Annotated in this window: 12 protein-coding genes; 5 read left to right on the forward strand and 7 right to left on the reverse strand. The window is 43.3% G+C overall.

Annotated elements, in window-relative coordinates; all coding sequences use genetic code 11:
- Positions 1-208 precede the first annotated feature (208 nt).
- From BM176_RS19180 to BM176_RS19200, 5 genes are all read left to right on the forward strand, one after another.
- Positions 209-730: a hypothetical protein gene (locus BM176_RS19180; protein ID WP_090105908.1), complete on the forward strand. Its 522-nt coding sequence runs from the start codon at positions 209-211 to the stop codon at positions 728-730.
- 143 nt (positions 731-873) lie between these two features.
- Entirely contained in the window at positions 874-1,224 is a 351-nt protein-coding gene (locus BM176_RS19185; RefSeq protein WP_090106138.1) for an MmcQ/YjbR family DNA-binding protein, read from the forward strand.
- Between the two features lie 22 nt (positions 1,225-1,246).
- Complete coding sequence (locus tag BM176_RS19190; RefSeq protein ID WP_090105909.1) at positions 1,247-3,136, forward strand: CocE/NonD family hydrolase; 1,890 nt, start codon at positions 1,247-1,249, stop codon at positions 3,134-3,136.
- 151 nt (positions 3,137-3,287) lie between these two features.
- On the forward strand, positions 3,288-3,902 hold the full coding sequence (locus tag BM176_RS19195) for an FKBP-type peptidyl-prolyl cis-trans isomerase (RefSeq protein WP_369823745.1): 615 nt from the start codon (positions 3,288-3,290) through the stop codon (positions 3,900-3,902).
- A gap of 228 nt (positions 3,903-4,130) precedes the next feature.
- On the forward strand, positions 4,131-5,948 hold the full coding sequence (locus BM176_RS19200; protein ID WP_090105911.1) for a DUF4139 domain-containing protein: 1,818 nt from the start codon (positions 4,131-4,133) through the stop codon (positions 5,946-5,948).
- A gap of 58 nt (positions 5,949-6,006) precedes the next feature.
- Here BM176_RS19200 and BM176_RS19205 read toward each other — a convergent pair whose 3' ends face one another.
- The 7 genes from BM176_RS19205 to BM176_RS19235 are packed head-to-tail and all read right to left on the reverse strand — an operon-like array spanning position 6,007 to position 13,297.
- Positions 6,007-7,002: a chorismate synthase gene (locus tag BM176_RS19205; protein ID WP_090105912.1), complete on the reverse strand. Its 996-nt coding sequence runs from the start codon at positions 7,000-7,002 to the stop codon at positions 6,007-6,009.
- Between the two features lie 15 nt (positions 7,003-7,017).
- Entirely contained in the window at positions 7,018-8,289 is a 1,272-nt protein-coding gene (aroA, locus tag BM176_RS19210; protein ID WP_090105913.1) for a 3-phosphoshikimate 1-carboxyvinyltransferase, read from the reverse strand.
- A gap of 11 nt (positions 8,290-8,300) precedes the next feature.
- Positions 8,301-9,326 carry a 3-dehydroquinate synthase gene (gene aroB, locus BM176_RS19215; protein ID WP_090105914.1) on the reverse strand — a complete coding sequence of 342 codons (1,026 nt, stop codon included), beginning with the start codon at positions 9,324-9,326 and terminating at the stop codon, positions 8,301-8,303.
- A gap of 13 nt (positions 9,327-9,339) precedes the next feature.
- Positions 9,340-10,431: a chorismate mutase gene (locus BM176_RS19220; protein ID WP_090105915.1), complete on the reverse strand. Its 1,092-nt coding sequence runs from the start codon at positions 10,429-10,431 to the stop codon at positions 9,340-9,342.
- A gap of 13 nt (positions 10,432-10,444) precedes the next feature.
- The gene (locus tag BM176_RS19225) at positions 10,445-11,287 is read right to left on the reverse strand and encodes a prephenate dehydrogenase (RefSeq protein WP_090105916.1); all 843 of its coding nucleotides are present in this window, start codon (positions 11,285-11,287) and stop codon (positions 10,445-10,447) included.
- Positions 11,284-12,450, reverse strand: a complete 1,167-nt coding sequence (locus BM176_RS19230; RefSeq protein WP_090105917.1) for a pyridoxal phosphate-dependent aminotransferase — start codon at positions 12,448-12,450, stop codon at positions 11,284-11,286. Before BM176_RS19230 ends, BM176_RS19225 begins: the two co-directional genes overlap by 4 nt.
- A 22-nt stretch (positions 12,451-12,472) precedes the next feature.
- Positions 12,473-13,297, reverse strand: coding sequence for a prephenate dehydratase (locus BM176_RS19235; protein WP_090105918.1), 825 nt, complete (start codon positions 13,295-13,297; stop codon positions 12,473-12,475).
- Positions 13,298-13,704 lie beyond the last annotated feature (407 nt).

The following is a 13,704-nucleotide window of genomic DNA, read 5'->3' on the forward strand; positions in this document are numbered from 1 at the left end:
CCATACTGGCCTAATTAAAGCTCAAAAGCTGAAAATACTAATATTTTACACCCCGGACTACTTCGTCCGGGGTTTTTTATTATAAAAAGATAACCTGACTATCAGGATCTTACCCCTTATATACTAAATTTTTCCCAAAAACATATTATAAATAAAACAATTTAACAGCAAATTATATATATTAGTATCAAGAAAAACCATTATACATATGCAGGATTACTCTTTTATGACCACTGAGGAAATATTTCTCCTACAGGATGCGTTGAAAAAGAACAAAAGGCAGATTTTCAAATTCATTTTGATTGGCCTCACTTTAGTACTTATTGCCGCCTTCGTGCCACAGCTATTTCTTAAACAACGTCTTTCACAGGATGAAATAGATGAATCTGTTTTCTCATACAAAAATGCATGGTTCTGGACATGGTTGCTCTCTTTTGTTTTAGTGCTCATTTTTGCACTTATAAAAGTAACAGACGTTCGTTACTACACTATCAAGAAAGATCTTACAAGATTACAAAAGGGCCAGATAAAGGTACCTCTTGAAATGGTATATCAGAGTAACGATGATATGCAGACCAGCTTCATCGTAAAACAAGATGGACTTAAAAAGAGAAAACGCCTCTTTTACTGGATGCGCGGCCGCCTGGATGATTTCAGGTCCGGTCAGGAAGTAGAGATCGTATACGGTCGCTATTCACGCGTAATACTCGCTATCAGTAAAGTAGGATAAAACAAAACCAACCATATCTCCGTATCGTAGTAATTCTTAACTTCAAATATTTGACCGGGGCTACCAAAAGCATCTTGCTTAGGTGGCCCCGGTCTTTTTAGTAAATGATGCTTAATTTCGACGAGATTATTATCTTCATCCTTATGAATATTGAGCAATTTTGTGAATACTGTATTTCATTGCCCGGTGTAACAGAAGAGTTTCCCTTCGGAGAACAAATCCTTGTATATAAAGTAATGGGCAAAATATTCGTCCTTACAGACGTGGATAGCTTTGCAAGCATTAACCTGAAATGTGATCCGGAAATTGCTGTTGAACTGCGCGAGCGCTACGACGGCGTTACTCCCGGTTATCACATGAATAAAAAACATTGGAACACAGTAGATGTACATTCCAATATACCCAACAAATTACTATACGAATGGATCAAAGATTCGTACGATCTCGTTGTAAAATCATTGCCTAAAAAAGACAGGGAAAGCCTGACATCATAATAATCAAATCCATTAAAAGCTTATGAGAAAACTGCTTTGCCTGATAGTGGCTGGTATGTTTATGCATACCGCCTGCACAAAGGCTGAAAACAAAGATTCACTATGGATGTATGAACACTACACAAAAAAAGAAGTGTACATACCTATGCGGGACGGAGTTAAATTATTCACTTCCATCTACCTCCCAAAAGATAATACGGAAAAACACCCAATGTTAATGACCCGCACGCCTTATTCCTGCGCGCCTTATGGGGAAAAGTTTCGTCCTTATTATAATACCTACCTTACTAACTACCTGCAGGAAGGTTATATCATAGTGCTACAGGATGTAAGAGGTCGCTGGATGAGTGAAGGTACTTTTGTGGATGTACGTCCTTTTAACCCCAATAAAAAAACCAAACAGGATATTGATGAAGCCAGTGATACTTACGATACTATAGACTGGCTAGTGAAAAACCTGGCTAACAATAACGGAAATGTAGGTGTATTCGGAATCTCCTATCCGGGCTTCTACTCTACTATGGCCGCGTTAAGCGGACATCCGGCATTAAAGGCTGTGAGCCCGCAGGCTCCCGTTACCGATTGGTTCATGGGAGACGACTTTCACCATAACGGTGCATTCTTTATAGTTGATGCATTCTCTTTTTATACCAGCTTCGGGCAACCCCGCCCCCAGCCTACTACCGTGGGTCCAAAAGACTTTGACTTCAACTCCCATGACAGCTATGCATGGTATCTGAAAACAGGTGCTGTGAAAAACTTCTCACGTCTCATGGGAGACAGTATCGCCTTCTGGAAAGATCTGACTTCACATCCAGACCTTGACAACTGGTGGAAAGCGCGTAACGTACGCCCCCATCTGAAAAACGTACAACCCGCGATGCTGGAAGTAGGTGGACTGTTTGATGCTGAAGACTGCTTCGGTGCATGGAATATCTATAAGGCAATAGAACAGCAGAGTGCACAAACCAATAACCGCCTGGTTATGGGCCCCTGGTATCATGGTCAATGGGCCTCCAAAGATGGTACCCACCTGGGCAATGTACAATTCGATAGTAATACCGCCGAATGGTATGAGCAACACGTGGAAATTCCTTTCTTTAACTATTACCTGAAAGGCAAAGGTACTGCTCCTGATATCGCAGAAGCTACCATCTTCTTTTCCGGTGAAAACAAATGGAGACAACTTCCTAAATGGCCTCCTGCCAACATGCAGCCAACACCTTTATACCTGCAGCCCGATGGTAAGCTGGACTTCACCAAACCAGTAACTACCGCCAGCTTCAACGAATACGTAAGTGATCCTGCCAAGCCTGTTCCATATACAGAAGATGTACATTTCATGCGCACCATCAGCTACATGACAGATGATCAGCGCTTTGCTGCCCGTCGTCCGGATGTAGCAGTATTTGAAACAGCCACTTTAACGGAAGACCTTACACTGGCCGGACCACTCCTGGCCAAACTGGTGGTAAGCACCAGCACTACAGATGCAGACTTCGTTGTGAAACTTGTAGATGAGTTCCCCGACGATTTCAAATATGCAGACAATGCACCTAGCGAGCACCACCGGATTCCTTCTGCGACCTATCCTATGGGTGGATATCAGATGCTGGTACGTGGGGAAATCATGCGCGGAAAATTCCGTAACAGCTTTGAAAAGCCTGTTCCCTTTACGCCCAATGAACCTACAAACGTATCTTTCAGTATTCCGGACATTGCCCATACATTCAAAAAGGGGCATAAGATCATGGTGCAGGTACAAAGCAGTTGGTTCCCACTGGTAGATCGCAATCCTCAGGTATTCACGGATATCTATCATTGCGATGATAAAGATTTCAGGAAGGCGACCATTCATATTTATCACGATGCACAGCATCCTTCCCTGGTCGAATTGCCGGTAATCAAATAGTCACTAACTTGCAACCTGTTAAATTATACCATTACAATTGATAATGAACTATTTTATGAATAAAAACGCCCTCTTAATCGGAGCACTTGGCTTACTTTCCCTGCCCGCTGTTGCACAAAAAAAACCTGCTAAAAAAGGCAAAGGCACCGTTATGGTCAATCCTTTGATCAGAACAAAACTTGATACTGTCAGCTATGGCATAGGTCAGGATATTGGCAATACATTAAAAACACAAGGCCTTGACAGTCTGAATTATGATTTGCTCATAAAGGCTATAAAGGATGCTGCAAAAGGTAGCACCCCATTAGTAACTAAAGAGCAGTGTAATGCGAGCATTAGTGATTATCTACAAAAAATAAAAGCAGAGAAAATGTCTCAAAATAAGGTTGCCGGAGAAAAGTTCCTGGCCCAGAATAAAGCAAAAGCTGGTGTAGTTACCCTACCAAGCGGCTTACAATACACCATCCTGAAAGAAGGTACCGGTCCAAAACCAACCATCAATGACAAAGTAAAAACTCATTATCATGGTACTTTAATAGATGGTACTGTATTCGATAGTTCGGTAGATAGAGGAGAACCCATTTCCTTCCCTGTGAGTGGTGTTATTAAAGGCTGGACAGAAGCATTACAATTGATGCCTGTAGGTTCTAAATGGAAACTGTTCATTCCTTCAGAACTGGCTTATGGCGATCGTCAGGCTGGTCCAAAGATCGGTCCTGGTAGTGCGCTGGTATTTGAAGTTGAATTGCTGGATATAGAGAAATAGTTTATTGCAGATATAAGTGAAGAAGGCTGGCCAAATGGCCAGCCTTCTTCACTTATATCTCTATTTATTCAACAAAAACTGATGTATATCCAGACATTATTTAAGCATAACAATGTTAATGGATGTAACATGGGGGCTGAATAATCTGCATTTTTGAATATCAGGGCTTTTATAAAGCATTTATGGAAAACGGTTTATTATTGCATCCATCAATAAACCGTCTTAAATATGAAACTTATTTGCCTGCTATGCTCAATGATTATTCTGTTGCCCAGTTTTGCATATGTCAACAACGATAAGACCATAATTCCTGCTGTATTACAATCTGCGATTGTATACCGGTCCGGCGCAGAATTGCATCACACAGCCAAAGCTACCCTTGAAAAGGGGAATAATGACGTTGTTATTGAAGGTGTTAGTAATGATGTTGATCTTAATAGTCTTCAGTTTGGTTCCGATGGAGGAGTAACAGTAATGTCGGTGGAATTCGCCACCAACCATCTTAAATCAGCTGTAAAACCGGCGTTTGTAAAAAAGCTGGAAGATTCTGTTGAAACAGTGACCAGGGCACTTTCCAGGCTGCAGGTGATACTGAAGACCGACAAGGATATGCTGGACCTCCTGAACGCCAATAAAGAGATCCGGGGCACTCAAACAGGACTTAGTGTGGCGGAATTGATGAAAATGATGGAATATTACAAAACCAAAACACTCGAACTGCAGAATGAGATTACGGATTATAACGAACGCGCTGCCAAATTAGCGGAATTGATCGCTAAACTGAATAATCAATTGAATGAAGAGAAAAACAAGAATACTAAAACAACCGGAAGCCTGATCCTACAGCTGTTTAGTCCCATGAGTGGCAGTTTTAATTTCACCATCTCATACATTACCAAAAATGCCTCCTGGAATCCTTACTACGATCTATTTGTGGAGTCTGTGAATAAGCCCGTACGGCTGGTTTACAGAGCGAAGGTTGCTCAATCCACAGGGATCGATTGGCAGCAGGTGAAGTTGAGTTTATCTACGTCTACGCCCAATCAGCAAAATACAGCGCCTATATTTAATGGATGGTTCCTGGGATATATTAATCCCATTAGTTCCAGGCTTCAGATAAGGGGTGCCAGTTCGTTCGCCAACTCGCTGAGTGGAAAGGTGGCAGGTTTAAGCCTTCAGGAAGTGGTTGTTGCTGGTTACGGTTCCCAAATGAAACAGAATAAAGAGACCGAAGCCGATGATACTCCGGTTTATGTGGTAAATGGAAACATTATTAGTAAGGCTGATTTTGAAAGGATAGCTCCGCAGTCAATTGCAAGCATGAACGTATTAAAAGATGCTGCAGCTACTGCAATATACGGCAGTAGGGCGGCCAACGGAGCTATTGTTGTTGCTCTTAAGGATAACATGAGTGATTATGTATCCGTAACCGATAACGAGCTTAATATGGTCTATAACATAGACCTGCCCTACGATATGGAAAGTAGCGGTAAAGAACAAAGTGTGCAGTTAAAAGAAAGCAGCGTAGCTTCAACCTATAAGTTCTATGCAGCTCCCAAACTGGATAAAGAAGCCTACCTGCTGGCAAATGTTGCCGATTGGGAACAGCTCAATCTTATTCCCGGAGAGGCCAATATTATTTTTGAAGGTACCTATGTAGGCAAAACAATGATAGACCCCAACAGCACTAAAGATACACTTACGCTTACGTTGGGCAGGGACAAAAGAGTAGTGATTAAAAGAGACAAACTGGTAGATATCAGCAGCGTTAAATTCCTGGGTTCCAACAAGAAGCAGGTGTTCAGTTATGAGATCACCGTAAAGAACAATAAGAAAGAAAAGATCTCCATGCTGCTGAAGGATCAATACCCTTTGTCCACCAATAAGGACATAGAGGTAGAAGTGCTGGAAACAAGTGGGGCAGATATAAATAAAGATCTCGGCATCCTGAACTGGAACATAGAACTGGCACCGGGAGAAAGTAAGAAGTATAAATTAAGTTATAGTGTTAAGTATCCTAAGGATAAAATAGTCAACGTAAACTAATATAAAAATTAAAGGGACTGACCCAAAAGGTCAGTCCCTTTAATTACTTCCTATAGCCTTATTTCCATATTCTGTTCGTTCGTTGTTCCAGCAGCATAAAGTCCGCGAGTGCCATAGCAGCCACGGCTTCCAGCACAACCGGAACTCTCAATGCGATACAAAGATCATGGCGGCCCTTCACACTAAATGATTCCACCTCTCCACTCTTTATATTCAGCGTATGCTGTTCTTTAGGTGTACTGGATGTAGGTTTTACCGCTACTCGAAACACTAGCGGGTTTCCATTGGTAATACCGCCAACCACGCCACCTGCGTGATTAGTAGCAGTTTTACCGGTAGCATCCAGGATAGCATCATTGTGCTCAACACCTTTCATCTTTGCAGCAGCAAAACCGGAGCCGAATTCGATACCTTTAATAGCCGGAATGGCAAATACAGCATGTGCGATGGTAGACTCTACAGAGTCAAAGAATGGTTCACCTAAACCAATAGGCAATCCTTCTACCACACACTCTACGATACCGCCTACAGAATCTTTGGCAGCAATAGCAGCTTCCAGTCCCTTTTCAGCATCCGGTAAGCCACCTACTTCAAGCAGTGTAGCTTTTACGGAGATGCCTGCACCTAAGATCTTCTTAGCTATTACACCCGCGGCTACCAGGTTTAATGTAAGCCTTCCACTAAAATGTCCGCCGCCGCGGTAATCCTCAAAGCCACCGAATTTACTGGTAGCTACAAAGTCGGCATGACCAGGGCGGGGAAATTCACGCAGCTTTTCATAATCCGTGCTGCGGGTATTGTTGTTCTCAAATAATATAGTGATCGGTGCACCAGTGGTATGATCGTTGAATACGCCTGATTTTATATGAGGCAGATCATCTTCCTTACGGGGAGTAGTACCTTTTGCACCAGCTTTACGACGGTCGAGATCAGGCATAAAGTCTTCCTGTGTAAGCGGGATACCTGCCGGTATACCATCAATATTAACGCCTACACTGGCTCCATGAGATTCACCAAAAACATTCACCCGGAAAATTCTACCGAAACTGTTCATACTGTTTGTTTGTACTTAAATGATTGCCGTCTCCTGTTTCACTACGCCGCCTATCTTTTGCAGATGATCATAGAACTCAGGATAGGATTTGTTGATCGCTTCTGCTTTTTCTATGGTCACTGGTCCGCTTGCAGTAAGTGCAGCAACTGCACAGGCCATTGCAATACGGTGATCAGCGTGAGAATGTACCAGCCCACCTTTGATGCCTGTACCGCCATGTACCAGCATTTCATCTCCATGCAGATCGATGACGATACCCAGCTTACCAAATTCTTCCTGCAGTGTTTTACCACGGTCACTTTCTTTATGTGCCAGCCTGCTCACACCTAAGATCTTGGAAGTACCGTTGCAGTTCGCCGCCAGTGCTACCAGCGGAGGAAACAGATCAGGGCAATCTGTCGCATCAAAATCAAATGCATTCAGTTCGTTCTTTTCCACTATCATAGTGAAGACACCGGGCAGCAGATGAGCGCCTGCTTTTTCCAGCGCTTCCAGGATGGCTTTATCCGATTGTGCAGAATGTGTATTGAGATGATGTACTTCTACCTTACCCGCTACAGCCGCAGCTACGAGCAGGAACGCAGCACCACTCCAGTCACCTTCTACCGTATATTCACCAGCCTGATATTTTTGTTGCTTACCAAAATGGAATTTCTCGAATTGCGCTTCCGTTACTTTAACACCAAACTGCTCCATGAGTTGCAGTGTTAAGGCAATATATGGTTTGCTTTTCAGATCTTTTACCGTGATCGTTACATCTTCTGCCACAGCACCGTATGCCATTAAGAGGCCGGTGAGGAACTGTGAGCTGAGAGAGCCGTCTATAGTAATATTTTTCGCTTTCAGCGGTCCCTGGATCTTTAATGGCAGCTTACCTTCGAAGGTGCTGCATTTCACATCCAGCTGAGGTAATACTTCTTCAAAGAAGTTCATTGGGCGGGTAGTTAAACTCCCGTGACCATTGATCGTAATAGGCTGTGCTGACAGGGAAGCTATTGGTGTAAACATACGGATGCCCAGTCCGGATTCTCCGCAGTTGATCTCTTTTGAACGGGGATTTACACCATTACTGGAGATTTCTATATAATCTTCTGTTCTTGTTATTTCAGCACCCAGTTTCTGTGCCACATCCAATGCTGCCAGGCAGTCATCGCTAAGGCCGGGATTACGGATAATACTTTTTCCATTGCTCAGCAACGCTGCTGCCACTGCACGCTGCATCGCGCTTTTGGATGGGTTGGCGGTAACAGTGCCTTTTATAATGCCGGGTAAAATTGTTACTTGCATGTTTTCTTATTTTATAGTTCGTCCAGCAGTTGCTTCAGTTCTGAAATAGGCACAGCCTGTGTAAGTGCTTTCCCTATCTCTTCCAGCAATACAAAATGAATAGCATCTCCTTCCCTCTTCTTATCCATTTTGAAGATGTTATATACTTCTTCTTTATTGGATGCAAGCGTAACAGGTAACTGGTAGTCATTAATGAGGCGGATTAGCCTGTTGGTTTGCTCTACGGGCAGGCCTTTCAGCTTTTCTGATATTTTGGCTGCTGCCACCATCCCGATTGCCACTGCTTTACCATGTGCTATATTTTCCAGTTTCTCTACCGCATGCCCCAGCGTGTGACCGAAGTTGAGCCAGCGGCGCGGGCCATTCTCGAACTCATCTTCCAGAACTACTTTTGTTTTCAGTTCCACAGAACGTTCTACCAGGTACTCCAATATAGCCACATCGCGTTGCATCGCTTTATCGCGGTTATCTTCCAGGTAAGTGAACAGGGCGGCATCCATGATACAGGCATACTTGATGATCTCCGCAAAACCGTTGTGCCACTCATCATCGGGCATTGTTAACGGTAAGGAATAATCAAAAAGAATGAACTCCGGTTGACGGATAGTACCCAGCAGGTTCTTATGCTTACCATGATTGATCCCATTCTTTCCTCCTATGGACGCATCTACCTGTGCCAGCAAAGTTGTAGGTACAAATCCTACAGGCATACCACGCATATAAATACTGGATGCATAACCGGTAAGATCTGTAGTCATACCACCTCCAATACCTATCAGCATTGTTTTTCGGTCTGCTTCCAGTTCTATTAACCCGTTGATGATCTGCTCCAGCACATCCTCGCTTTTGTTTTCTTCGCCATCAGGGATCACCAGCTTTTTCCAGCCTGGCAATTTATGCCCGTGGTGTTTGTCCACATTCTCATCCAGTACCAGGACGGACCTGGCAGGATCTGCATAATTGCCTAACTGTAGCAGGCTTTCTCCCATGTAATATTTTGTATTACTATGCTGGAACCGGTAAGATAACGTTCTCATATATTAGTTAGGTCTATTTGTCTTCGTTCATCACTCTGTTCTGCCTGTTGATAGATTCCAGGTGAACTGCATCGAAGTATTTCAGGATGAAATCTTTTGTCAGTCCCAGTTTATCACCTTTGGCAATACCACGTTCCAGAATCTCGTTCCAGCGGTTAGTCTGTAAGATGGTAACGTTGTTTTCCTTCTTGTACAAACCAATTTTCTCAGCAATCTTCATACGGTTACCCAGTAACAGCAGAATCTCATCATCTATCTGGTTGATCTGACCACGTAATTTATCCAGCGCAGAGTTGAAATCTTTTTTATCTGTGCGCTCATGACGCCATACGATACCATCCAACAATTCTGCCAGTCTTTCCGGTGTGATCTGCTGCTTAGCATCACTCCATGCGTTATCCGGATCAATATGTGATTCGATCATCAAACCATCGTAGTCCAGATCTACTGCTTCCTGGGATACTTCCTGCAGAATATCACGACGGCCGCTGATATGACTTGGATCGCAGATCATAGGCAGTTCTGGCATACGGCGTTTCATTTCGATAGGCAGATGCCACATAGGAGCATTACGGTATTCAGTATTACCATAGCTGGAGAACCCGCGGTGGATCAGTCCTAATTTGGTGATACCCGAGTTGCGTACACGTTCCACAGCACCAATCCACAATTCGAGATCAGGATTGATAGGGTTCTTGATCAGTACAGTGGTATCAACACCTCTCAGGGCATCAGCTACTTCCTGCACAGAGAAAGGGTTCACGGTAGTACGGGCACCGATCCAGAGGATATCAACATCATGCGCCAGTGCTTCTTCCACTTGTTTCGCAGTAGCTACTTCCACAGCCACAGGTAAACCTGTCAGTGCTTTTGCTTTCTGCAACCAGGGTAAACCTTTCACACCGATACCTTCGAAAGAACCGGGACGGGTACGGGGTTTCCATATGCCGGCGCGGAGTACATCCACTTTACCGGTTTTAGCCAGCCTCTGAGCTGTTTCCAATACCTGTTCTTCGGTTTCTGCGCTGCATGGACCGGAAACGATCAGCGGTTTCTTATCTGAAGCCGGATCTGAGAATTTTGTTTTTGAGAGTATCTGTTCCATTGTAGTAGTTTTATTATTTCAGGATCTTTTTTATCTTATTTGACTTCTGTATGAGTTTGTAAAATGTATCGTAATCTTCATCTTCCAGCAGTTGTTTCATTTGCTGTAACTGGTGAATATGTTCTTCCAGCACGTCCAGTACATTATGACGGTTATGCTTGAAGATAGGCACCCACATATCGGGAGAACTTTTAGCCAGACGTACAGTAGATTCAAAACCACCGCTTGCCAGTTCAAAGATGCGTCCCTGCTCTTTCTCTTTTTCCAGTACCGTCAATGCCAATGCAAAAGAAGTGATATGAGAGATGTGTGACACATAGGCTGTGTGCAGATCATGCTCTATCGCATTCATGTATACAAGCCGCATCTGCAGTTTGTCTACCATATTCTCAATTACTTCCAGTGCATCTTCATCACTGTTCTTCACATCACAAAGCACCATTGTTTTTTGTGCGAAGAGATTTCTTACAGCAGCTTCCGGGCCGGAATACTCTGTACCGGCCATCGGATGGGCTGCTACAAAGCGCCCTCTTTTGGCGTGACCGGCAACGAGTTGTAATATTTTTTCTTTTGTAGAACCCACGTCCATAATTACATGGTTCGATGCTGCATTATCCAATATGGAAGGCATGATTTGCAACAGCGCATCTACTGGTATTGCCAGTATAATCAGCTCTGAACGTTGCATAGCATCCTGCAGGGTAGCACTCTCATCAATGATCTGCAATTCTTTTGCTTTCTGCAGATTGCTTTCATTCTGATCTACGCCGATAATCCAGTTGGCCACACCCTTTTCTTTCAGACTTATAGCCAGCGAGCCTCCTATTAAACCTGTTCCTACTACAGTTGCAATCATGATTTAAATTTTGATTGGATCCTCTCTAATACTTCATCCAGCGCTTTCTCATCTCTACAGAGACTTACTCTTATATAACCGTTACCGTTACTACCGAAAATACCACCGGGAGTAATAAATACCTGTGCCTTCTGCAGGATCTCATCTGTTAGTTCAAAACCATCTTTTGAAGTAGCTGGTATCTTCGCCCATACAAATAGCCCTACCTGGTCAGTATCAAAAGTACAGTTAAGCAACTGTAACAACCGGAACACTTTTTTACGGCGTCCTTCATATATTTTATTCAGTTCAGTATACCATTCAGGACCCAGTTCCAGTGCTTTCACTGCAGCCATCTGCAACGGCTGGAACATACCGGAATCCATATTACTTTTAAAGCGCAATACTTCGTTGATCCATTCCTGCTTGCCTACCATCATTCCCACACGCCATCCCGCCATATTGGAAGATTTACTGAGAGAATTCAGTTCCAGCACTACTTCTTTTGCACCTGGAGTTTGCAGCAGACTTTGCGGCTCTTTGTTCAGGATAAAGCTATACGGATTATCATGACAGATCAGGATATTATGTTGCAATCCGAATTTTACCAACTTCTCTGCAAATGCGGCATTAAAGCGGGCACCTGTAGGCATGTGTGGATAGTTCACCCACATCAGTTTTACTTTACTCAGATCTTTTTTAGCCAGTGCATCCAGGTCGGGCAGCCAGCCATTCTTTTCTTCAAGATCGTAATCCACTACAGTAGCTCCGCTCAGGTTCACAGCAGAACGGTAAGTAGGATATCCCGGGTTCGGTACCAGTGCCTCATCCCCTTCCTGCAGGTAGGTCATACAAATGTGCATGATTCCCTCTTTGGAACCTATGAGTGGCAGTATTTCTTTTTCAGCATCCAGTTCAACATGGTAGTAGCGCTTATACCATGCCGCCATAGCCTGGCGCAGGGCAGGAATACCTTTATAGCTTTGGTAAGCGTGGGTATCAGGTTTTTGTGCATACTCATTCAAAGCCGCTATCACGGAAGGATGAGGAGGAAGATCAGGGCTGCCAATGCCCAGGCTGATTACCTTAGCACCTGCCTTGTTCATTTCATCTATTTCCCTGAGTTTTTTGGAGAAATAATATTCTTCCGTTTGTTGCAACCGTTTTGCTACCTGTAAGTTCATAAATACTTTTTTTGCTAAGCGCTTAGTGCGTATTTCCTTTCTTGTAAATACCCAATACTTTCAAATGTTCGGTCAGTGATTCTATTTTGTTCACTGCACTCTGAAAATGTTGCAGGTCATCAAATTCAAAGTCCGCATGAAAATAATAGTTCCATTCTTTTGTTGGCATCGGAAAGGATTGGATTTTGCTCAGGTTGATCCCGGCATCAGCCACTTGCGTCAATACCTTTGCAAGGCTCCCTCTGTCATTCGATGTTTGAAAATAAACGGATGCTTTATTAGCGTCTTCCTGTGGTGTTACTCCATTAGGAGAAATCACGAGGAAGCGGGTATAATTATTTTTGATGGTATGAATGTTCGGCGCAATGATTTCAAGGCCATAGATGTCTGCAGCCAGCTTACCAGCAATAGCCGCTGTGCTCTTCAGTTTTTTCTGTGCCACATGTTTCGCACTGAGGGCCGTATCTTCAGTTTCTACCAGTTTCATATGCGGATATTTCTCCAGGAAGTCTGAGCATTGTAACAACGCCATATAATGCGAGTGTACTTCTCTGACATCTTCCAGTGTCTGACCGGGCAGTACCATCAGGTGCTGCTTGATTTGCAGATATACTTCTCCTACTACATGCAGACCAGAGTTTTTCAACAGGCTGTAGTTAGGGAGAATACTACCGGCAATAGAATTTTCAATCGCCATCACTCCTACATCTGCCACCTGCTGTTGTTTCGTTTTTTTCACCAGCTCTGGAAAAGAAGCGCAACACTCAATTTCAATATTCTTACCATAGTACCCCTGAGCAGCTATCTGGTGGAAACATCCTTCAAAACCCTGGATCGCGACACGCATTTTTATTTGTTTGATTTGAATTTGTTAGTTGCTGTAGCAACTAGTATATAAAATGAAAAAGGGCCCCGGTGGAGCCGGGACCCTTTTAATTTGCAACTATTTCATTTCTGCAGTTATTACAAAAGAGTCCCGGCCTTTACGACGTAAAAGAAGTAAAAGAAAAAATAAAAGTAAGAAAGGCTGAAACGTTGTAACATATTGCTTTGAATAAGGTATAAATAAAAAAGGCCTCCCTTTCAGGAGGCCTTTTGCTAGTTTCTTTATATTGTTAAGTACTTACAAACGACCTCCTTATTTCTGGTACCAGAAAAAGTAAAAACCATAAAAGTAACCAAAGGTCGTTTGCTGTATCATATTTGCTTAATTCCGTACAAAAATACATCAGGATTTGAATTGTCCAACCCCTT

It is taken from the genome of Chitinophaga sp. CF118 (assembly GCF_900112615.1).
GTDB lineage: Bacteria > Bacteroidota > Bacteroidia > Chitinophagales > Chitinophagaceae > Chitinophaga.

Coding starts and splice junctions, on each gene's coding strand:
- BM176_RS19220 (WP_090105915.1), bottom strand. CDS start 10,431: ATGGAACAGATACTCTCAAAAACAAAATTCTCAGATCCGGCTTCAGAT.
- BM176_RS19180 (WP_090105908.1), top strand. CDS start 209: ATGCAGGATTACTCTTTTATGACCACTGAGGAAATATTTCTCCTACAG.
- BM176_RS19190 (WP_090105909.1), top strand. CDS start 1,247: ATGAGAAAACTGCTTTGCCTGATAGTGGCTGGTATGTTTATGCATACC.
- aroA (WP_090105913.1), bottom strand. CDS start 8,289: ATGCAAGTAACAATTTTACCCGGCATTATAAAAGGCACTGTTACCGCC.
- BM176_RS19225 (WP_090105916.1), bottom strand. CDS start 11,287: ATGATTGCAACTGTAGTAGGAACAGGTTTAATAGGAGGCTCGCTGGCT.
- BM176_RS19185 (WP_090106138.1), top strand. CDS start 874: ATGAATATTGAGCAATTTTGTGAATACTGTATTTCATTGCCCGGTGTA.
- BM176_RS19235 (WP_090105918.1), bottom strand. CDS start 13,297: ATGCGTGTCGCGATCCAGGGTTTTGAAGGATGTTTCCACCAGATAGCT.
- BM176_RS19195 (WP_369823745.1), top strand. CDS start 3,288: ATGGTCAATCCTTTGATCAGAACAAAACTTGATACTGTCAGCTATGGC.
- BM176_RS19205 (WP_090105912.1), bottom strand. CDS start 7,002: ATGAACAGTTTCGGTAGAATTTTCCGGGTGAATGTTTTTGGTGAATCT.
- BM176_RS19230 (WP_090105917.1), bottom strand. CDS start 12,450: ATGAACTTACAGGTAGCAAAACGGTTGCAACAAACGGAAGAATATTAT.
- BM176_RS19200 (WP_090105911.1), top strand. CDS start 4,131: ATGAAACTTATTTGCCTGCTATGCTCAATGATTATTCTGTTGCCCAGT.
- aroB (WP_090105914.1), bottom strand. CDS start 9,326: ATGAGAACGTTATCTTACCGGTTCCAGCATAGTAATACAAAATATTAC.